An 18,501-nucleotide genomic window follows, 5' to 3' on the forward strand; every position below is an offset into this window, starting at 1 on the left:
GTCTCGTTTTGCATCCGTAGCTCAATTGGATAGAGCGTCGGTCTTCGGAACCGAAGGTTCCAGGTTCGAGCCCTGGCGGGTGTACTCTAGGCGTAAGGGCGATGGTCCTTACGCCTTTTTTGTTTAAGTGACCGCCCGAACGCCGTGGTCTCGGCCAAGATTCCATACGGCGCCCGGACAGCCAAGGCCCATTGTACCCGCGAGGTTAGTTGAACGGGAAGGTACTCCGGTGAGCAAAGAAGAATCTGAGCCGACTCCAAAGATGAACGAACAGGTCAATCGGATTTTTTATGAGGTTGCGGGTGTAACAGCTCTTGGGCAACGCCAAGACGCTTTTTTGTCGGTCGAATCACTAATTCAGGCTGGACAGTCAGATCCAGATCGAACGGAGGCTTCGGAAGAAGGCTGATTTCGCGGCGACGTAATGGGCCCGCTGATGGTTGCAGCCATCAACGGGCGGGTTCTGAAGGCCCACTACCTTTCACGGAGGAATTATGGAACCAACAGATTTGCAGATCTGCGAGCGGATACTCGCAAACCTCGTTCAGCTAGCACAGGAAATCGATGATGAATTGAAGGGCCGGAAATTATCCCTCAATGAATCCTTCAAGTCCTTCAAGAAACAGTTGGAAGCGGTATGGAAGCCACTCAGGGCAGACAAAATTGACGATCTGTATCTCACTCCCGCAGTTGCAGAGGCTATCGCTCACCTCAACGGCGAAAGCGGAATTGTTAGGTCCCGTTGGGCTTTAGAAGAAGCCTTGGAAGAGGTTCGCGACGAACTGAAACGACTCGGGTATTTACTCGACCGAAATTAGCTTTGAAATATCGACAACCAACACGCGATAGTGTAATCTGGAGAGTACAATTGTCGAAGCCTAAACCCACAAAGCAGGACGAAACCGTGGACAACTTCCTTCAGTTCATCCGTGATTACTTCGACGAGCCAACGGCCAAACCGAAGATGACGGTTGCAAGAGAAGCAGGAATCTCCCGGGTCTATCTTCACGACCTTATCGAGGGAAATAAAACCGACCCATCACTGGCGGTTTCGATCCGTATTGCCAGGGCCATGGGAACAACGCTGGAAAAAATCCTAAGGGACAGTGTAATCCACAGTTGACAGCGTTCTCTCTGGAGAACTATAACCCGCCCCGCCACGACGGCGGGTGTTTGAAACATGTTCAGCCCGCCGAACCGTGACAGGATCGGCGGGCTGTTTTCGTTTCACGTCAGCAAGAAGCCGCACGAGTCACTCGCCTCAACCGATGCCGATCCTTTTTCGCCAGTGACGCCCTTTACTTCTTCGGGGTGGTCTGGTGGTTCGGAACCACGGCTGGCGATGCCAAGACTGCAGGCGGTCGGATAAGAGCAGCTGCTGAGCAACATTGCTTTGTGAATCCTCCGACCATGTTTCTGATTGCGACGCCCTCGTCGCAGTTGCCCCCGATATGGACATCAGCGTTTTCACCCGGACTGGAAAACCGCCTTTCTGGGGGAAGATTCGCCCGATTTGAACGGAGTATGCGGGAAGTGTTGACTGTGTCTCGGCCCCACATCGCTTCGCCAGCCTTTAACTATCGACGACCAGGTCGACCCGCCGAACCAGTTGTTCGACGCGTCCGTGACGACCGACCGACAAATCGCTTTGACGGTCTGGAAAGTCGTTTCTCTTTCGGCGAACCAGCGCTGGCAAGTGTTGACGGCGTCGGTCCCTCCGGAAACGTTCAGCGTCAACGCGGCCAGAATCGTGGCCGAATTCATTGGTCGGATTCGCCGAGCTCAAACGACGCCGGCGGGTTCCGGGACTGTCGCGATTTTGCATAGCGAACGCGACGCCGTGTTGCTGTTTTCCGAAGCTGCCAATCTGCTTTGGTTATCTCGTTTCGTGGCGGACGTTGCCGCCTGATGTGTTCCGCGCCGATCCCCGGTGCAATCCTTTGTGAATGGAGTCGCAAACCATGTTAGTACTGAACAGGAAACAATTCGAAACGATTCATATCGGCGACGACGTCGTGATTCGAATTCAGGCCATCAAGGGAAGTTCGGTCCGTGTTGCCATCGAAGCGCCGCCGACGGTTCGGATCGTTCGTGGTGAATTGACAGTGTCGATGCCTCAACCTCAATTGACGAAAGCAGAATCATGAAAGTCTATGAACTCATAACAGAACTCTTGAAAGTGCCCGCGGTCCGCCCACTGCGATCAGTAGTGGAGCCTTTCGAGTTTCTGGCGGAAGAATTGCGGCCATGATTCGTCAAATTGCTATTCAGTCTTGTCTGGTTCGGATTCTGTTGGCGTTTCTACGAAGTTGCTGCGAACTGCTACAAGTAACCAACCGGCAAGATTTCCGGTCGCGTATTTATACCGTGGGTGGTTGAAGCAGCCAGTATCGTGGGATGTGTTGACAACGATATCTTCGGGTAGCAGAATCTGCCTCGTTACCACACGAATGATTTCCAGATCATTTAGTGTGATTGTTCAGCGACTCAATGAACCTTGTTAACTGGCAAAAAAATGACTGAACCCATAGGCAAGCCTGACCCAGAATTGGATGCCATTCGCCAGCGAGTGCTTCCCGCACTGAAGGACGATCTTGAATCGTGGGCAAAACGGCGGTTTTGGATCTTACTTGTTATCGGTGCATTAATTGCAACTTCTACGTTTTGGGTGGTCTTGAACTCTGCAGTGGAATCTGTGGTTCAAAAGGAAATGGCATCGAAGCAAGCAGTGATCAATGCAATCGTCGGACAAACGGAATCAATGACCGGACGACTCATTGACACCACGCTCTCGGATAGCCGTAAGGCTCAAGAAGCCGCCGCCAAGGCAGAAATCGCGGCGGCGAATGCAAACGAATCCCAAGACCTTTTGACGAAACAGGTGAATGAAGCAATTCACCGTAGTCAGGCACTCAATGATGAGACCAAGGCTGCGCTCGACGAATTAGCTCAACTTAAGACAGTTCTATCACAGATGAAAATCCGCCAATCCGAGGTTCTCAACCAGATCGAAAAAGGAAACGAACTTTCACTTCAGTTTGATAAAGAGTTGCAGAACCTTGTCATCGTTCAGGAAGTGGAAGTTCTGAATGACGAGAAGTCCAAGATTACTCTGACTGTGGATGTCAAACCCGAAGCGAAAGCGGATCGCGAGAGACTCTTAGCGAAAGTCGAAAGAGTGGTATACAACTTCGACCCGCGATGGTTCCAAGACTCACGCAAAGAAATTGTGGATGCTTCAGCTCGCTACCAGCAAATCATGACAATTTGGGGTTCAACGATGTTTACTGCTGAGATTGTGACACATGACCCCGACCGAACCATCCTCCGTGGCGGTATGCTTGATACTGCCAATAGCAAAGTCTTTGAGTTGCCACCTTACCAAGAATAGCCAGCTAACGATGCTGAACACGTCGGGTCTGAATCAATGAGAACGAAGTTCCCCGGACACTTTCGCCCAACTGACGCAGAATTTGAAGACCTTTGGCAAAATGCAACCATAGTCCTCGATACGAGTGTGTTGCTCAACCTGTATCGCATCTCATCAACCGCGGCTAACGAATTCTTAGATCTGCTAGGCGCGTATCGAGATAGACTTTGGATTCCGCATCATGTGGCAAAGGAATATCTAAAAAACCGCACCACCGTGATCGGCAAAGAATGTAAGAAATACTTAAAGCTCATTGGTGACTTGGAGTCAATGGTAGATGCTATTGAAGGGGAGAAATCGCATCCCTTCGTGCCGGAAGACTTGGCGAATCGATTCAAAGACATCGCTGAAGAATTAAAAGCGGCATTGACTGGAAGCGAAGATGACCATCGAGGTCTTTTGAGCAATGATAGAATTCGTGATGCGATAGAAGGGCTTTTCAATGGACGCGTTGGTGAAGCGTGGACTGAGGACCGGTTGCAGCAGGTATACACTGAAGGCAAGGAGAGGTACGAAAACAAGGTTCCACCTGGATTCGCCGATCTAAAAGAAAAACCAGAGCCGGACCGATACGGCGACTTGGTGATTTGGTTGCAAGTCATTGAATGGTCTGAATCACAATCAAAGCATGTGATCATGCTGACCAATGACAAAAAAGAAGATTGGTTTGAAGAGGCATCTGGCAGGACCTTAGGCCCACTACCGCAGTTGCGTTTTGAATTTGCGGAAAAGACCAACAAGACGGTGTATCTCTATTCCCCATCTCAGTTCATTGGACTTGCGAATAGTCGGGGTGAACAAGTCTCAGAGAATACCATCAATGAAGTAGCAAAATTAGAGGAAAGCGGAACGAGTTCATCCGAACGAGCACCAAGGCCAGATGCAGATCTGGTGAAGTGGCTGCAGGAGATCGTTTGGAATAGTTTAGCTCCGCGTATGGGAGATTACATACTCGATTCATCGAGGAAGTTGGTCCAACGTGGGATTCCATTTGCTGCTCAAAGGAAGAGAATTCACCGTGACGTCATTGGGAGGCTTAGGAAAGATATCGATGACATTTTGGCTCATAGTGTGCAGAATACCCTTGAGCATAGTATTGCTACTGACCTTCTTGACGCTGTTGGACTCATTTGTTTAGGCCGACTCTCAGTACACTTAGAGAACACTATTGTAAGTGTTTTTCCGGAGTTCTTGGAAGAATCCGAGGACTAGCTCGAAAACTAACGGGCGTCGGGCGATACGGTTAGTTTCCCGCTGAAGTAGGTTCGCGTCGGCGTTCCTGTTCTGACGACGTCGTATTCGTACACGGGACCGACGCGACCCTTCGCGGTTTCTGTCGCGGCGAATTCGATGGTTACGGTCAGAACGTCCGACGCATAGTTTAGCGCGGCGACCGTGCCTTCGATTCGACTGGTCGTGTCCTTGCCAATCATCGCGAAGATTGACAGGTTTTCGACGCCGACGGCGTCCATCAGTGTGAACAGCGAACCGCCGACATCCGAAACGCCGACCGACAACGCGTTGCCCTGAGAATCCAGATGGTCGTCCCCGTGCTTCAAAATAATCTGGCCGCCCGGTTTTACGTTGCCGTTCACGGTAACCGGCGCGCCCGATAGTTTGGTCGTTTGCGATTCGATTCGTGAGAGTTGCGCCGCGTTCTGAAAGATCATCGCGGAATCGGCCGCGCCGTCGGCCGTCACTTTCAAAAGCAACTGGTCGACGTTGGTTTTCGAACCTGCGATCGTTATTTCGTAGACTCCGCTGGTTCCGATTTCGGCGGGCGTGCCAGGAGAAGCGACGACGACCCACGCGCCAGAACCTGTTTTGCTCCAGGCTTCCAGAGTCACTTCCAGACCGCTGGCAAACCATTCCGGCGACGCGCTCGAGACCATCGGGAAAGACACGTAAAGCGGACTTCCCGCCGTGAATGGTGACAACATTAGACCAAACCTCGAAAAACGCCCACGGCCGAACCCTGCCAGGATCCACGGGCGAACGTCCCGGAATTCGCGGAAAGCGAACCGACCAGCGTCGCAGGATCGACGCCGGAAGCCACCACGGAAGCCGCGCTGGGCGTCAGAACGACCGGAATCGAAATCGTCGCGTAGGTTGCCGCGGTCGCCGGGTCCGGTGTAAAGGTGATTCCGCCGCCGCCCGGCGCTGGCCAGTCGCCTTTCGATTGCGAACCGTAGGTCGTGTGCATCCCCGTGAGCGGGTTGCCGCCTGTGTCTATAGTGAATCGAATCGATCCGTCGGAAAGCTCGTAAATTTCATAAGCAGCGTTTGATCCAATCCAATAGTCTGTACCAACTAATTGACCGATTCCAGATGCGAGGTATAAACCAGACACCGACCAAACTGTTGAGCCATCTGACGGGTTCAGGCAGTACGTTGTTGTTCCAACCGTTGCAAGAACGTAGTCATCGTTGCAATCTAATTGCCCGCTACTGTATCCAAGTGAACGTGTCCACAGAGTAGTACCGGAATCATCAACCGCCTTGACGTTCGTCCCGTCATGGAAGTAACAGGTTCCGCTAGAATCTAAGGCAAATATTCCATGGGCTGAAAAACCTTTCGTCTCGACTAAAGTGAGGTCGGAAAGCGCCACTTTGTGAATGGTGTTGTCTGCCTGTAGGTAGATGTGGGTTGAAGTGCTGCGAATGTTCTGATTTGCGTTGATCGATCCTAAGGAATTCAGCACAGTCCCATCGACACTCATTTTATAGAGTGTTTGGTTTGCCAGATTCTGTAGGTAGAACACATCATTAGCACTCAATTCTGCATAGAAAGCGGTGAAACCTCCTGTGCCGATATCATATGAGTAAAGAGCGTTCCCGTCAGTATCCCAGACGAAGACGTCGGGCGTGGAATTCGCGACGCCTAGGCCAATCACGTAGTTCTCTGCCCCGTTGGTCACAATGTTGACGGCAGAGTACAAAGAGAAATAGGATGTCGTGTGCGGTTTTGACCAGAGGTAAGAGCCATCAACCGCATCGCGAACCAGATAGTCATCTGTTCCGCCGTAGATGTTATGTCCTGCAAGGTAGATTGGTTGTACCATCAGGCATCTCCGAGGATTTCGTCACAACGCGATTGAGTGATTAGGTTCTTTGCCACCAACCACGCCATAGATTCCCGAAGTCGGCGACTCGACAAATCAACTTCAGAGAGTGCCGCCAAATCCTCTTCGATGCATTTCATAATTGCCGAATCCTCAGGCGACAGGACGGCAGTTTTCAATCGCACCTTCTCTTCGAGCGTGAACCGATTTCGGAATTGAATCGGCGTGATGGGAACGCCGATTCGATCGAATTGAATCGAGTTGTCTTGAAGGTCCAAGTACGGGATAAACCTGTAACCTTCCAGTTCCGGTGGTGTCGGCATTGCATCGATCACCAATGCCGATTCTTTTTGCTCCTGAGTCAGAACGGATTCTTTGTAGACGCACCGAAGGCCAATCGCTTTATTGCCTTCGACGCGATCCCAGAACACGTAAACCGCCATCGTTCGGTACTCCCTGAATCAATCAAAGTTCACCCGGTCGACTACGTCAAACGAAGTTCGCAATCCTGCAACGTTAGCGTTTGGGTGTCGCTGACTGTGCGGTCGGCCGTCAAATCCCACCACGCAATAATCACGCGAGAACTCAGCGTCGCGTTGTCATCGGTCAGAACGGCATAGGCCGCGATCTTCTATCTTCGCTGGATCAACCAGCGGTCGAATCTACAGGTGACGTCTGAATTCGAGAACATCAGGTTCTCGAAAGACATTCTTCGCGCGACATGGCTGGCTGAACTTACCCTCGAACCTCGAGAAGTCCCGCTTCGATCCATGCTTCGACCTGGTCGTTCATCAGTGATTCGGCTCGAGCTTCGCAGGTGTAGGACTTCGTCAGGATGTCGTAAGTATGAAGGGCGGTCGCGCCGTCTTCGATGTCTTCGGCCGTCGGTGATTCGTCCAGCAAACCGGGAAACGTCAACGCCCACGACGCGAAGTCGTCACAACGTCCCAGGTCGAACGCCCCGCGGCAGAACTGGCCGTCGTGAATGTAAGGTCGTCCGGACGTTCGCCGCCACAATAGCGGGTCGATTAGTCGTTCCGAGCTCGAGACTTTCACGTTCCCGTAATATCTCAAACAACGGTTCCGTTTGAGGGGCGACTTCAGCGCTTCGTTGATGTGTTTTTTGTACTTGCTGAAGTCGACCGAATAACCCATGTTCGGATTGGCCTTCGTCCAAATCCGTTCGTCCCATGGGTCGGTTTCGGATTTCGGATCGAATGGCAAGTCGGCCGCGACTTTGGTCGATCAGTTGCGGCGCAAATACCAATCGGCGTTGATACTGCCTGACGGGTCGCCGATTATCGACGAATTTGTCACGGCCCCCATGCTGGCGATGTCGCAAACCTGCGCCCGTTTGTGCGCCGCGGTCTATGGGCGCCAGGAATCATTGCCGGAAGCAATGGCAATCGATGGATGGAAGTTCGACCGCCTGGTTACCACGCCCGACCTGGCCGCCGTTTGCGCGATTGTGTACCGCGACGACGGCCCCGCGCCTTCAACGATTGTTGTCTGGCGGGGAACGAATCTTTTGAACTGGGCACAGATCAAAGCGAACCGAAAAGGCCGCCGCCGAAAATTGACTGTGAACGTTCCGGACGTGAACGGGACACAAAAGGCCATCGAAATCGACGGGACGGTTCACGACGGACTGGCGGGCGAATTCGGTGTCGTTGGTCGGAAGCTTTGTCGCATCATCGAAGGACACATTCGAGCGGGCCGAAAAATCTATGTCACGGGACATAGTCAGGGGGGCGGGTTGGCTCAAATCACGGTCGCCGCCCTCCAGGCGATGGCCCGAGTTCAACACAACGCCGACATCCTTCCGGCCGGTTTGATAACGTTTGGAAGCATGAGAGCGGGCGACACGGCCTTCGCGAAATATGTCGAGTCGGCGACGACCTACGCGCCGGGACAGGGCGATTTCGGAATCATTCGATACCGAAACAACAACGACATCGTTCCGACCGTCCCGCCGACAAGTTGCGGGTATCAACACGCCGGGGACGAACTTTACATTTGGCCCGCCGGAATGGTGACGATGAACGTTCCCTGGCCGTTGAAACTGATTCAGCGAATCAAACCACTGGCCGCCGGAATCATCGGGGATTCAATCGCCGACCATTCCGTCGCCGAATACGTTCGACACTTGGAACGGGTTCGAATTCCGTGACTTGGTTTAAGCAAAGAATCGAGGCAATCTGGCAAGCGCGGAAGGGTGTTTCTCACCTTTATTTACAAGGATTTGGGATACTTGAATTTATTCGCTGAATAAATAAAACACCCTAGGTGACTCAGTTGCAATTGCCCTTTCGCTCCTGCGTTGTGATGTCCCCACCGCTTGTTTCCATCCAAACCCGATAATTGATGTGCAATCGTGTTGGGAGACGAGTGGGCTTAAGTCTGATCGGAAAACGGAAGAATGACCAGCAGTATGAATGCCGACGATTTCAAGGCTGTCGAAGACCACCTGAACAAGGAGTATTTCTTTGTCCGCCTTCAATCCATCAAGCTGATTGTTGTAGGCTTGGGCGTGTTGGGTCTTGGTAACATTGGAGCGGCGTACACAGCCGCTAAGAAAGTAGCGAATGACACAGCTACTACAGTGGCCACGACTGAGGCGGCGAATGTAGCAGCGGAAAAGGTGGAAGAATTGTTACCGAAAAACTTCATTGAAGAGTTGGAGCAACGGAAATCGACAGCCCTGGCTGAAGCGGCACAGATCAAAGCGCTGCAAAACAATCTGCTGAGGCCTCGCTCGAATCGATCAATCAGAAGAAGGTTGAAGCTGACCAGGTTGTCGAAAACCTTGCTCCCGAGATTGACTCATTGACCAAGAAGGTTGGTTCACTAAGAGTTGCACTCGGGACACCTGTCGAAGTGCAATATGGCACGAGCCACAAAGACCAGAAGGTTTACAAAGCTCCTTCTACAGGTTTCATTGTGCTTTCAAATTCTGGGCCCAGCTATGCCACGGCCACAGCTGAGGTCAACGGATCCGGAAAGCGGTTGGCGTATGTGAATGGAGTACTTGATGTCAATGCATCTCAAATGCTACCTGCCGAAAAAGACGATGAGTTTTCCGTGTGGGCCTCACAAGACACAGTGAAAATCTACTTCATACCATTGGGATTCGAAGTGACAGAAGATGCAAATTGATGCTGCGTGAGGTCGCGATAATGGGCGAATCATTTATCAGGAACTGCGAGAACTGCGGATCTAGAATCCGCATGGCACAGATGGAGAATGGAAAATGGCTACCATTCGAAGTCGATGGAAGTGGGAGACATCAATGTTCTGGTTCCAGTCGCGGTAGCTCATCTGCGCAAGATTCGCCTCCTCCTCCGCGTTCAAGTGCAGCTGATTCCGACCTGCGGGGCGACTACGTTTCAGCCCCATATCGGACGGGTTATCCAGGCAACGAGAACAAGAGTTGTAATCCTCCTGCCTTCATCGCTTTCATAATATTTGTGCTGATCGTGATTTGGTTCTTCTGGTTGCGGTAATCAATATCTTTCGTCGTCATGTGCCCTTGATAGACAATGGCGACATTTTTCGGGCCGGACAAATAGCGATTCCTCGTTAAGCAGTCAGTAATTTCAGAAAGCCGCTGGGCATGCATGAGTCACGAAAACAGCAGCTGCTTCAGATTGTGACAGAGTTGATCAGCGAGGGTGACAGCGTGGCCGCAACCAAGTTCCATACTGAAATTATCGGTTCTGCAACGTTTGTTGATCTCCAAGCTATGCACAAATGGTTCGGGAAAGTTAAGTCACTTGGCCATCTACTTGGAACTGCTGCGAGGCCGTGGCGAGAATTACTTACGACGGATCCCGACCTAAACACCCTTACATTCACAAAACGGATACTCGGAACGCTTCAAGCGATTCAGCACGAATTGGAACACGATCACCTGAAGAATTTTACCCAACTTGTGAAGGCAGAGACTCTTGCAGACCTATTGGACCAAGCACAACAACTCTTGAATGCCGGTTACTATCTTGCTGCTGGAGTAATTGGAAGGGCAGTCTTAGAGGAACACCTGCGTTCGACGTGTGACTTGGTTGGATGCTTTCCTTCGAAGCAACGTCCTACCGTTCACGATTACAATCAGGCGTTGTACGGAAAGGAACATTATTCTAAGACGAAAATGAAGCTCATCGAAGGTCTAACATCCATTGGTAACGACGCGGCACACAACAAACCAGAACTTGACGCACGTGACGTAAAGAAGTTGATCCAAGACTTGCCTGGTGTGATTGAGTCGACAGGCATTTGAGTTGAACGAAAGGGTTGGTTATGACGCCTGAACAGCGAAGTCAGTGGAATCTCTACTCATGTGTCCCGCGTTGTATAATCGCACTCGCTGAACTTCGAGGTAAGCCCATCCTAGATGACGAATTTGTGAACATGTTTGAAGGAGCTCTCCCTGAGTGGAAAAACCGATTTGGTCTTACCAGTATTGGCGACGCAATTAGGATAATTGCCACGCTCGAGATAGGAAGTAAACCGGTGCACATTCACTCCGTCGGTGAGTTCCAAGACTTTATTAACGCAGGTGGCAAGGTTGCCCACGCCCTTGTCTTAACCCACAAAGCTTGGTCACAAGAACATAAGCAACTAGTTGAGGTCCATCATTGTCGACTCTTGCTTGGCTTTGAATCGGATACGCCAAATCTCATATTGATGAGTCCAGCTCAAGACGGAAAGTGCTACGAGGAAAGGATGTCGACCTCGGAATTGAGTGAAGTACAGGCAGAATTCTTCGTCGTCTAGGGCGGAAGGGTGCCGTAAACCATCAAATCGAGTTCGAGATAGCGATAGATATTTGTTTTGGGGATATCCCAGGCGTGCGACATCATGGTCGGCGTCCAGCCACGAACGGCCAGACTTTTGCAAGCGAGAGCCATCCATCGACGCCGATCGGTTCCGCAAACCTGCGCGGCCAGGCTGGCTTTGTGCGTCAGTTCGTCCAACAAATTGAAGTTGCTTTCGTGGTGCAACAACAACACCCAATGAAACGGGACCGGTGCCAGACAATGAAGCAACATTCCGACCGTCCACCCGCTCGAGCGTAGTGAACGAATCAATTGGCTTTGCCAGTCCTGAAGGTTCAGGCATTCGCGGCGAATCGACTTCACGTCGTCGCTGTCTTCGGTGTAGGTTAGCCCCCCCATGCGAATATTGCCGGGAAAAAAGGGAAGCTGCAAGGCGGTATCCGCTCGGATCAGCGCCCAGGAAAACGATCCCCCATGGGTGACTTTGCATAACACGCAATGTATGCTCTGTTCCGGAGTGGTACCATTGTTCGAAATAGGTGGATGTGATGACTGCGGAACGGCTGAAGCAGATTGAAACGACAAAGGATAAACTTAGAGCATTGGCTGCGGTTGATCCGGACAAACTCGCCCGAAGAGAATTGTCGACTGAAATCAACTTCGCGGACATTGTTGAACCAGCGAGGGTCTTATTAACGCTTTTCACCCAATTGGAGCAGAGAGATATCTCGAGGCTCACGCTTGACAGTCTGAAACAGATTGAAGCTCAAGCCGAACGTGTCACTCATATGGTGAATCAGATTCAGAGTTTTAGCCTGAAAGAGGGGACACCGGCAGCAAACAAAGATGCAATCGTGAACGAATGGATGACTCTGTACGATCCAATAATGAAGCATTTGATGTTGCCGCTTGCGTTTACGGCATCTCAGTCATCCGACTATCTAAGGCTTGAACGCGAAGCACAGGGTTTCCATCAGAGATTAAAGTCTGAACTCGACGGGGGCATGAAGACACTTGCCAAGGGGCAATCAGAAGCAGCTGCGGCAATTGCCGCTATTAAAGATCAAGCCGGAAAGATGGGTGTAACATCTCAGGCGCAGATTTATGAAGAAGCTGCCAAAGAACACCTCATTGCATCAGATTTGTGGCATACTTGGACCCTCACAATGTCAGCCATAACTTTGGTTACAGCAGTGGTTCTCTTAGTGGTTTCATATGGAATCGAGATCTCAAGCGTCGCTGCGTCGGTTCAAGTGGTCGTCTCAAAGTTGATTGTGTTATCGACGCTATCACTGTTCACAGTTTGGTGTGCAGCTAATTATCGGGCTGAAAAGCACAATGAGACCGTGAATAAACATCGTTCGAATGCGCTTCGTACGTTTCAGACTTTCATAGAGGGAGCTGCTGACCAAAGAATCAAAGACGCGATTCTTCTCCATGCTGCACAGTCTGCATTCTCACCACGGCCAACGGGGTTCGAAACCTCTGAGCAAGAGCCTCAGCATATTAATCCGGTGGTTGAAATCCTCGGAAAATCAATTCCAGCTGGTTAATTCGTGTTCGCACAGCAATCTCGAGACTAACCCGTTCTGAATTTTCAGAGCGGGTTTTTTGTTGCCCTCGGTCTTCGGAACCGAAGGCTCCAGGTTCGAGCCCTGGCGGGTGTATTAACTTAAAGCTTTGCAAGCAAAGACTCTTGTGAACAAAGCTCCTCAGCGGATAGCTGGGGAGCTTTTTTCATTCCCCCCCGGCCACGACGTGTCGCAATACGTCTTCGTCACTCTTTCCGATGTCGATCCGGTCGAGAAGATTCAGCGAAAGCATTTCGTGACGGAAGTTCGTGGGAAGCGTGTTCGCGGCGTTGAAACCGGGCACGCCTGACTTCGCCCACAACTTCGACTGCATGAAGGCAATGTTGAGCGGTTTGTACAGCAGCATCGCCTGAAACCGGGGATCAGCTTTGCCCAGATCGTGACAGCGAGCAGCGGTTTCGAGTGTTTCTTTCAGCGACTCGGAAACGCGGAGATTGTTCGTAAGTCGTGTGACTTCATGAGAGACGTCAGCCAGGTGCTGCGCCAGCGAAAAACGGACGGTCTCGTTGAGCGAACTGTCGTCACCAAATGAACCCAGCGGCAGCGGAGGAATGCTGCCCTGAATTGGTTGTTGCGGATCAGAATGCAGTTGTTTACCGCAGTCCCAGATGTGTTCGGTAGCATGATACCAGTCCAGAATACCAATGGAGTCTACGAAGTACTGGTCCTGAATGCCCCAACACCACTCGCCACCATCGGCCACGAAAATCTTTTCCTCTGCTTCGCGATAACCGCATTCGCACGCCAGTCGATACAACGATGCTGAGAAAGTCGGCAGGTCTTCCTGACCCCAGATCACCTGCTTGTGCCAATGCTCTTCTTCTTCATCCTGCCAGTACACGCAACCGACTCGCATTTGACGCCAGATCATGCGATGTCGATCGGGATCATTGGGGCATATTTCCCGCTGATTTGTGCAGTACATGATGCCGTCGCAGCTGACATAAACCTGCTTTGGCCGGACCCGGGTTGTGATTGCAGATGGACGCTCGATCGCTCGAACGGCTTCCATCTGCCGCTGAGCATCGACAGTTCCTCCGACATCATGAACCAGTTGCAGCATTTCATCGTGGCCGATGTGAACAGCGTGCTGGTCGGCCATGAGTTGTTCCAGCCGCGTGAAATGTTCGATCGTTGCAAGTTGGGAAATCTGCTTCGCCAGATGTCGTGTCACGCGGTGTCGACCACAACAGATCACGCGATCAGCAGGAGTCTGATAATGGCCACATTCGGTGCAGCAATACCGAGTCCGTTTGAAAGAGATCTCGCCGCTTTGACTCATGATGGTGACGGTCCGCTGACCTTTGTTCTGCATCGACTTCCCACAGCAACACGGGTGTCTGAGGGTTGCGGCTAACTGCAAGAAGCCTTCCGCCAGAACCACCTGTCCGACCCGATCCTTCAAAGCTTCTGTCTGCTGCTCGACCTCAATCGCCGGTCCGGCAATGCATTCTTCCACGGTTGCCACTTCCCGGCCATCAATCCTTACATTAACTTCTACTTTCATGGGGGTACCCTCCCTGGGTCTGCGAGGCTCCAAGCCTCTTGTTGCAGGAAATATTCACCCATCAGGGTACCCCTCTTTTCAATTCCTGCAACAACGACCTCCATTCAGCGGATGCACCCCGCGCGACCGAGGGACAATGATGGTCAGTCAGTTTCAATTCAGGATCTCTCGAACTGCCGACATGAATTGCCAACTTCAAAAAAACACGATACGAACCACGCGTGAGGCTACCAGGGCGGCACGAAAGGGAGTGATGGTGATGAATAGTAACCGCTACCCACGACAGTACAGCGAATATGCCCTCTCGTGCGAATTGGTAATTCTTAGGCGAGGGTTCTCAATTCAGGAATTGCTTGTTTCGATAGCAATCATTGCGATTTTACTGGCCCTGATTCTGCCCGCCGTCCAGCAGGCGAGACAAGCGGCCCACCGGGCACATTGTGCGTCAAATCTTCGGCAGCTCGGCGTCGCCCTCCACAATTACCACGATCGCTATAACTTGTTCCCGCCAGGGAACATCAATGGCATATCGATGTTCGCCAGGATTCTACCAGACATAGAACAAACAGCTATTTTTTCGAGAATTGATTTTCAGGACTACGATTCGCCGGTCAATTCCGATGTCCGAAACACTCCAATTCCTCTGCTGCACTGCCCCATGGATGGCGTGTCCGTAAATACAAATAAGACAAATTATGTTGGGAATTGTGGGACGGGAGTTCAATCCAACGGGCAATTTCTGGGCATGTTCGGCCCAATTGACGGATTCGGTGGCCAGCCAATTGCCGCCGCCGAGATCGTGGACGGACTTTCAAACACAGTCGCCTATTCTGAATCTCTTGTCAGTACAGACGCCAGCCCAGATGAGCAACGAGAGGCACCGTTTCGCGTTGTCTGGCGATTTGGTGGCGCAAAGGATGCTGACCTAGAAGATTTTCTTTCCGCCTGCGACGCCCTGCCAACCACAGCAGACTTAAGCAGCATCGATCGTGGCAGAGACTGGCTCAGCGGAAATGGGGCCTATACGCTGTATAACCACTCGCAAACGCCTAATCGAAAGTCGTGTTCGTTTCAGGACAGCATACTCTTTGGATCCTATGTCGCCAACAGCCTGCATACCGGAGGTGTGAACATTGGACTGGCAGATGGGTCTGTTCGCTTTGTCGGCAACGATATTGATAAGGATATTTGGAGAGCATCTGCCACACGAAGCGGCAGAGAGGGTACGGAGGGATTCTAAGGAAGTAACGTTCAAAATTCATGAGGGAGAAGAAGTTATGAGTCGGAAAACTCTGGACAATGCAATTCGACATGCTGTGGTGGTCGCGTGTCTGCTTCAGACACCTGTTGCCAGCGCCGCCTGGACAATCGACAATCCCGTCGCCAATGACGACTACAGCACTTCGTCAAACATCGACAGTACCGGCGTAGGTGTTGCCGATGCCGACATTCGCATTCGAATCAAGAATGGTTCGACAGTTCTTGGAGAACGGATCTCCAAAGTGGGACCAGATGATAACTGGACAGAGAATTTGGTACCCCAATCCTCGGGAAGCTAAAAGGTGTCAGGAACCGTTTGTTGGCAACTGCGAGTGAGTTGATTATCGTTTTGTGATGGGAAGACCAAAGCGAGCGGCTCCGGGTGGTTGGGTTTATCATGCGCTGAACCGTGCGAACGCGCGGATGCCGATCTTTACGTAGAATGAAGACTTCATCGCGTTCCAGACCGTGCTTCAGGAAGCGGTGGCCAGTACAGGAACACGGCTGCTTTCCTATTGCCTGATGGGAAATCACTGGTACCTGGTGGTGTGGCCACGGGAAGAGGGTGAGCTGTCTCGATTTGTTGGCTGGCTGACCCTGACTCACACGCAGCGATGGCACGCGGATCGCCATCGACCGGTTCAGGGCACGTCTATCAGGGACGATTCAAATCATCTCCAGTGCAGGAAGATCACCACTTCCTGACGGTATGTGGAACGAAATGCTTTGCGTGCGAATCTGGTGACACGGGCGGAAGAATGACGTTGGAGCAGCCTCGATCGCTGGCACTCAGGCACAGCGGCCGAGAAGGAAATTCTGTCGGCATGGCCCTTTCGCCGAAGTCCCGGATGGCTGGAACATGTCATTTCGCCTCAGTTCGAAGCGGAACTCACCGCACTCCGCCGGAGCGTCAACCGAGGTTCTCCGTTCGGTGACGAAGCCTGGTCCACCACTGCGACACAGAAACCAGGCCTGGAAATCATCACTCTGCCTCAAGGGCGGCCCAAGTCTAAATAATCGGTTTCTGACACCATTTGAGTTTGCCTGGAGGGTAACGAAGCGTACGAAGGATGCCCACGCTCCGCGCGCGCATGGCTCCCGTGCTCTTCGCCGTCATGCGAAACTACTCGTTACTCTCTACGCCATGATCAAAAATCAACAATCGTGGAAGGAGACCGCCTTCCAATCTTGAAACAAATTAAGACAGCCGATGGCCCCGACAGTGCCTCACAAGTTTGTTTCATTGTCCACTCACGCAAGCCCCGACGCTCGTGACAGCGCATCCTGCCGTCAGTAGACTGCCGTGCATCGCATTCATCGCCGTGATGAATCATGCAAGCAAACAGAATCTCCAGAGCAACGATGACTTCAGCATTTTGCAACAAGTGCGGCGTTACTTATGCCTTAACTGCCGACAACCGATGCCCCAACTGCAATACCTTAATTGATATTCCCAGTGCCCCGGCAGTACACGATGCACAATTCCCGCCTGATTCACCTGTCGCACAGAAGGCTATTTACACTTCACGCCCTGTCGTAGGCGCGCCTATATTGCGAGAGATTGCCGGGCCAGCGAATCCGTATCACCCGCCAGGCAGTTTCCACGAGCCCGAAATGGACGCATTCACTAGACCATTGGCAGGATTTGGTGCTCGTCTGCTTGCGTACCTGATCGATGTTGTACCGATCACTCTGGCCGTCGCTTCCATTTTTTACTTCTTCCTGGGCTTTGACGAAGCGGTTCGGCAGTATGTAGCTGCAAGGGACGACATCGACAATCGGATAGATTTCTTAGCGCGGCGAAATCAAATCAGGGATTTTTCCTTCGTCGTTTACATCATCTACTGTGGATTACTCGAAGGCTCTGCGATGCAGGGGACTTTGGGAAAGCGATTGGTAGGCGTTCGAGTCACGGATGAGAACGGCGACCGATTGAGCATAGCGCGATCGTTTGGACGCAATTTTACAAAGATCGTGTCTTATCTCCCCCTTGGCCTCGGATTTATCTGGGCCATATGGTCCAGAAGGAAGCAAGGGTGGCACGACATGATCGCCAGGACACTAGTAATCAAGCGATGATACCCAAGGCGAGCGGCCAATAAGTGGTCATTAACACCGACAAACATTCCGCGTGGGGCATAGTGCGTGGGAGGCTATATCCGCGACCGCTTTACGCACTGTGCGAATGGTGTAACGCCAGCCTGGCACAATGGCATTCTTCCATCGTTCGCTCGTTCTGAAACGGCGGGGCTTCGAATTCATTTTGCGTGAGTTCCGGTTTGTGTTGTTGTGAGAAGGGGGATGCGACGGGCGTGATTTTGGATTGGGGTGAGACTGTTCGAAAATCGATAGGGACCAGTGATGAACGTTCGCCGTCTTCGCCGATGTGTTCTTCGTTCAGTTTTGAACCGGGATCGTTCTGCATTTCGAACAGGAATCGGCTGCAGTTGCTCTCGCGTCGCTTGCCCCCATTTCATTCGTGATGCCGCGCCAGTCAGTGTCAGATGATCCATCGCGCGAGTGATGCCGACATGAGCGAGCCGGCGTTCTTCGGCAATGTCTTTCTCGGATGGGAAAATGTGTCAGCGACGGTCTTTGGGTTTGCCAGGAATGACGTTGAAGAAAGATCTTCGAGCGTGATTCTTGTTGAGTTGATTGCTGTTGGTTCGTGAGGGCGTGTTGGATTTTTTTAGGCATGGGTTCGGTGTTCGATGTAGGGGCCAGAAGGCTTGTTTTTGGTCGGTGTTTCATTGGAAAGAAAAAGGTGTCAGGAATCGTTTCTTTCGGAGTGCTGAAAGAACGGAAACGGCGGGGTGGCACCGTCGAATGTTTGTCGGAATCCGATTGCAGCGAACTGAAGTGTGCCGCTGGCTTAG

Annotated in this window: 24 protein-coding genes and 1 tRNA gene; 18 read left to right on the forward strand and 7 right to left on the reverse strand. The window is 51.8% G+C overall.

All coding sequences use genetic code 11. The annotated features are described in order from the left end of the window. Positions 1-10: 10 nt before the first annotated feature. From R3C20_12595 to R3C20_12625, 7 genes are all read left to right on the forward strand, one after another. Positions 11-84: transfer RNA gene (locus R3C20_12595), tRNA-Arg, on the forward strand. Between the two features lie 410 nt (positions 85-494). Further along, the gene (locus R3C20_12600; GenBank protein ID MEZ6041339.1) at positions 495-818 is read left to right on the forward strand and encodes a hypothetical protein; all 324 of its coding nucleotides are present in this window, start codon (positions 495-497) and stop codon (positions 816-818) included. 50 nt (positions 819-868) lie between these two features. Beyond that, positions 869-1,123: a helix-turn-helix transcriptional regulator gene (locus R3C20_12605; GenBank protein ID MEZ6041340.1), complete on the forward strand. Its 255-nt coding sequence runs from the start codon at positions 869-871 to the stop codon at positions 1,121-1,123. 501 nt (positions 1,124-1,624) lie between these two features. Then, positions 1,625-1,909: a hypothetical protein gene (locus tag R3C20_12610; protein ID MEZ6041341.1), complete on the forward strand. Its 285-nt coding sequence runs from the start codon at positions 1,625-1,627 to the stop codon at positions 1,907-1,909. A 52-nt stretch (positions 1,910-1,961) separates the two neighbouring features. Beyond that, positions 1,962-2,147: a carbon storage regulator gene (locus tag R3C20_12615; GenBank protein ID MEZ6041342.1), complete on the forward strand. Its 186-nt coding sequence runs from the start codon at positions 1,962-1,964 to the stop codon at positions 2,145-2,147. 368 nt (positions 2,148-2,515) lie between these two features. Further along, positions 2,516-3,391, forward strand: a complete 876-nt coding sequence (locus R3C20_12620) for a hypothetical protein (GenBank protein MEZ6041343.1) — start codon at positions 2,516-2,518, stop codon at positions 3,389-3,391. A gap of 36 nt (positions 3,392-3,427) precedes the next feature. After that, complete coding sequence (locus tag R3C20_12625; protein ID MEZ6041344.1) at positions 3,428-4,642, forward strand: PIN domain-containing protein; 1,215 nt, start codon at positions 3,428-3,430, stop codon at positions 4,640-4,642. Positions 4,643-4,650: 8 nt separating this feature from the next. Here the strand turns inward: R3C20_12625 and R3C20_12630 are convergent, their stop codons facing one another. From R3C20_12630 to R3C20_12645, 4 genes are all read right to left on the reverse strand, one after another. Continuing rightward, positions 4,651-5,370: a hypothetical protein gene (locus tag R3C20_12630; GenBank protein ID MEZ6041345.1), complete on the reverse strand. Its 720-nt coding sequence runs from the start codon at positions 5,368-5,370 to the stop codon at positions 4,651-4,653. Continuing rightward, positions 5,370-6,491 (reverse strand): hypothetical protein, encoded by a 1,122-nt coding sequence (locus R3C20_12635; GenBank protein MEZ6041346.1) that lies wholly within the window; start codon positions 6,489-6,491, stop codon positions 5,370-5,372. The genes R3C20_12630 and R3C20_12635 overlap by 1 nt, the downstream gene beginning before the upstream one ends. After that, a complete protein-coding gene (locus tag R3C20_12640; GenBank protein ID MEZ6041347.1) occupies positions 6,491-6,934 on the reverse strand; it encodes a hypothetical protein in 444 nt (147 codons plus the stop codon). Before R3C20_12640 ends, R3C20_12635 begins: the two co-directional genes overlap by 1 nt. A 292-nt stretch (positions 6,935-7,226) precedes the next feature. Continuing rightward, positions 7,227-7,646: a hypothetical protein gene (locus tag R3C20_12645; GenBank protein ID MEZ6041348.1), complete on the reverse strand. Its 420-nt coding sequence runs from the start codon at positions 7,644-7,646 to the stop codon at positions 7,227-7,229. On the opposite strand from R3C20_12645, the gene R3C20_12650 reads away from it, so the two are divergent. From R3C20_12650 to R3C20_12670, 5 genes are all read left to right on the forward strand, one after another. Continuing rightward, positions 7,645-8,661 (forward strand): lipase family protein, encoded by a 1,017-nt coding sequence (locus R3C20_12650; protein ID MEZ6041349.1) that lies wholly within the window; start codon positions 7,645-7,647, stop codon positions 8,659-8,661. The two genes, R3C20_12645 and R3C20_12650, sit on opposite strands and share 2 nt — an antisense overlap. A gap of 249 nt (positions 8,662-8,910) precedes the next feature. Beyond that, entirely contained in the window at positions 8,911-9,321 is a 411-nt protein-coding gene (locus R3C20_12655) for a hypothetical protein (GenBank protein ID MEZ6041350.1), read from the forward strand. Beyond that, positions 9,318-9,647, forward strand: a complete 330-nt coding sequence (locus R3C20_12660; GenBank protein MEZ6041351.1) for a hypothetical protein — start codon at positions 9,318-9,320, stop codon at positions 9,645-9,647. Before R3C20_12655 ends, R3C20_12660 begins: the two co-directional genes overlap by 4 nt. Positions 9,648-10,104: 457 nt before the next feature. After that, the gene (locus tag R3C20_12665) at positions 10,105-10,767 is read left to right on the forward strand and encodes a hypothetical protein (protein MEZ6041352.1); all 663 of its coding nucleotides are present in this window, start codon (positions 10,105-10,107) and stop codon (positions 10,765-10,767) included. A gap of 20 nt (positions 10,768-10,787) precedes the next feature. Further along, a complete protein-coding gene (locus R3C20_12670) occupies positions 10,788-11,264 on the forward strand; it encodes a hypothetical protein (protein MEZ6041353.1) in 477 nt (158 codons plus the stop codon). Here R3C20_12670 and R3C20_12675 read toward each other — a convergent pair. Continuing rightward, positions 11,261-11,698 carry a hypothetical protein gene (locus R3C20_12675; protein MEZ6041354.1) on the reverse strand — a complete coding sequence of 146 codons (438 nt, stop codon included), beginning with the start codon at positions 11,696-11,698 and terminating at the stop codon, positions 11,261-11,263. The genes R3C20_12670 and R3C20_12675 overlap by 4 nt on opposite strands. Before the next feature lie 116 nt (positions 11,699-11,814). On the opposite strand from R3C20_12675, the gene R3C20_12680 reads away from it, so the two are divergent. Further along, on the forward strand, positions 11,815-12,819 hold the full coding sequence (locus R3C20_12680; GenBank protein ID MEZ6041355.1) for a hypothetical protein: 1,005 nt from the start codon (positions 11,815-11,817) through the stop codon (positions 12,817-12,819). Positions 12,820-13,003: 184 nt separating this feature from the next. Here R3C20_12680 and R3C20_12685 read toward each other — a convergent pair whose 3' ends face one another. Continuing rightward, the gene (locus tag R3C20_12685; protein ID MEZ6041356.1) at positions 13,004-14,365 is read right to left on the reverse strand and encodes an HD domain-containing protein; all 1,362 of its coding nucleotides are present in this window, start codon (positions 14,363-14,365) and stop codon (positions 13,004-13,006) included. A gap of 259 nt (positions 14,366-14,624) precedes the next feature. Here R3C20_12685 and R3C20_12690 point away from each other — a divergent pair, with 259 nt between their 5' ends. The 4 genes from R3C20_12690 to R3C20_12705 all read left to right on the forward strand — a co-directional run bounded on the left by R3C20_12690 (position 14,625) and on the right by R3C20_12705 (position 17,704). Further along, the gene (locus R3C20_12690; protein MEZ6041357.1) at positions 14,625-15,605 is read left to right on the forward strand and encodes a DUF1559 domain-containing protein; all 981 of its coding nucleotides are present in this window, start codon (positions 14,625-14,627) and stop codon (positions 15,603-15,605) included. Positions 15,606-15,642: 37 nt separating this feature from the next. Continuing rightward, positions 15,643-15,924, forward strand: a complete 282-nt coding sequence (locus R3C20_12695) for a hypothetical protein (GenBank protein MEZ6041358.1) — start codon at positions 15,643-15,645, stop codon at positions 15,922-15,924. Between the two features lie 169 nt (positions 15,925-16,093). Then, complete coding sequence (locus R3C20_12700) at positions 16,094-16,330, forward strand: hypothetical protein (GenBank protein ID MEZ6041359.1); 237 nt, start codon at positions 16,094-16,096, stop codon at positions 16,328-16,330. A 909-nt stretch (positions 16,331-17,239) separates the two neighbouring features. Beyond that, complete coding sequence (locus tag R3C20_12705) at positions 17,240-17,704, forward strand: RDD family protein (protein MEZ6041360.1); 465 nt, start codon at positions 17,240-17,242, stop codon at positions 17,702-17,704. Positions 17,705-17,795: 91 nt separating this feature from the next. On the opposite strand, the gene R3C20_12710 is transcribed toward R3C20_12705, so the two are convergent. After that, positions 17,796-18,050 (reverse strand): hypothetical protein, encoded by a 255-nt coding sequence (locus R3C20_12710; GenBank protein MEZ6041361.1) that lies wholly within the window; start codon positions 18,048-18,050, stop codon positions 17,796-17,798. 79 nt (positions 18,051-18,129) lie between these two features. Between R3C20_12710 and R3C20_12715 the strand changes: the two genes are divergently transcribed. Next, entirely contained in the window at positions 18,130-18,297 is a 168-nt protein-coding gene (locus R3C20_12715) for a hypothetical protein (protein ID MEZ6041362.1), read from the forward strand. The last annotated feature ends 204 nt before the right edge of the window (positions 18,298-18,501 follow it).

The organism is Planctomycetaceae bacterium, assembly GCA_041398825.1.
Taxonomy (GTDB): Bacteria; Planctomycetota; Planctomycetia; order Planctomycetales; family Planctomycetaceae; genus F1-80-MAGs062.

Bases quoted from the DNA above. Each gene is read 5' to 3' on its own strand.
- R3C20_12600 (MEZ6041339.1), top strand. From the start codon at position 495: ATGGAACCAACAGATTTGCAGATCTGCGAGCGGATACTCGCAAACCTC.
- R3C20_12615 (MEZ6041342.1), top strand. From the start codon at position 1,962: ATGTTAGTACTGAACAGGAAACAATTCGAAACGATTCATATCGGCGAC.
- R3C20_12620 (MEZ6041343.1), top strand. From the start codon at position 2,516: ATGACTGAACCCATAGGCAAGCCTGACCCAGAATTGGATGCCATTCGC.
- R3C20_12625 (MEZ6041344.1), top strand. From the start codon at position 3,428: ATGAGAACGAAGTTCCCCGGACACTTTCGCCCAACTGACGCAGAATTT.
- R3C20_12630 (MEZ6041345.1), bottom strand. From the start codon at position 5,370: ATGTTGTCACCATTCACGGCGGGAAGTCCGCTTTACGTGTCTTTCCCG.
- R3C20_12635 (MEZ6041346.1), bottom strand. From the start codon at position 6,491: ATGGTACAACCAATCTACCTTGCAGGACATAACATCTACGGCGGAACA.
- R3C20_12640 (MEZ6041347.1), bottom strand. From the start codon at position 6,934: ATGGCGGTTTACGTGTTCTGGGATCGCGTCGAAGGCAATAAAGCGATT.
- R3C20_12650 (MEZ6041349.1), top strand. From the start codon at position 7,645: ATGTTCGGATTGGCCTTCGTCCAAATCCGTTCGTCCCATGGGTCGGTT.
- R3C20_12645 (MEZ6041348.1), bottom strand. From the start codon at position 7,646: ATGGGTTATTCGGTCGACTTCAGCAAGTACAAAAAACACATCAACGAA.
- R3C20_12655 (MEZ6041350.1), top strand. From the start codon at position 8,911: ATGACCAGCAGTATGAATGCCGACGATTTCAAGGCTGTCGAAGACCAC.
- R3C20_12665 (MEZ6041352.1), top strand. From the start codon at position 10,105: ATGCATGAGTCACGAAAACAGCAGCTGCTTCAGATTGTGACAGAGTTG.
- R3C20_12670 (MEZ6041353.1), top strand. From the start codon at position 10,788: ATGACGCCTGAACAGCGAAGTCAGTGGAATCTCTACTCATGTGTCCCG.
- R3C20_12680 (MEZ6041355.1), top strand. From the start codon at position 11,815: ATGACTGCGGAACGGCTGAAGCAGATTGAAACGACAAAGGATAAACTT.
- R3C20_12685 (MEZ6041356.1), bottom strand. From the start codon at position 14,365: ATGAAAGTAGAAGTTAATGTAAGGATTGATGGCCGGGAAGTGGCAACC.
- R3C20_12690 (MEZ6041357.1), top strand. From the start codon at position 14,625: ATGAATAGTAACCGCTACCCACGACAGTACAGCGAATATGCCCTCTCG.
- R3C20_12695 (MEZ6041358.1), top strand. From the start codon at position 15,643: ATGAGTCGGAAAACTCTGGACAATGCAATTCGACATGCTGTGGTGGTC.
- R3C20_12705 (MEZ6041360.1), top strand. From the start codon at position 17,240: ATGGACGCATTCACTAGACCATTGGCAGGATTTGGTGCTCGTCTGCTT.
- R3C20_12710 (MEZ6041361.1), bottom strand. From the start codon at position 18,050: ATGCAGAACGATCCCGGTTCAAAACTGAACGAAGAACACATCGGCGAA.
- R3C20_12715 (MEZ6041362.1), top strand. From the start codon at position 18,130: ATGATCCATCGCGCGAGTGATGCCGACATGAGCGAGCCGGCGTTCTTC.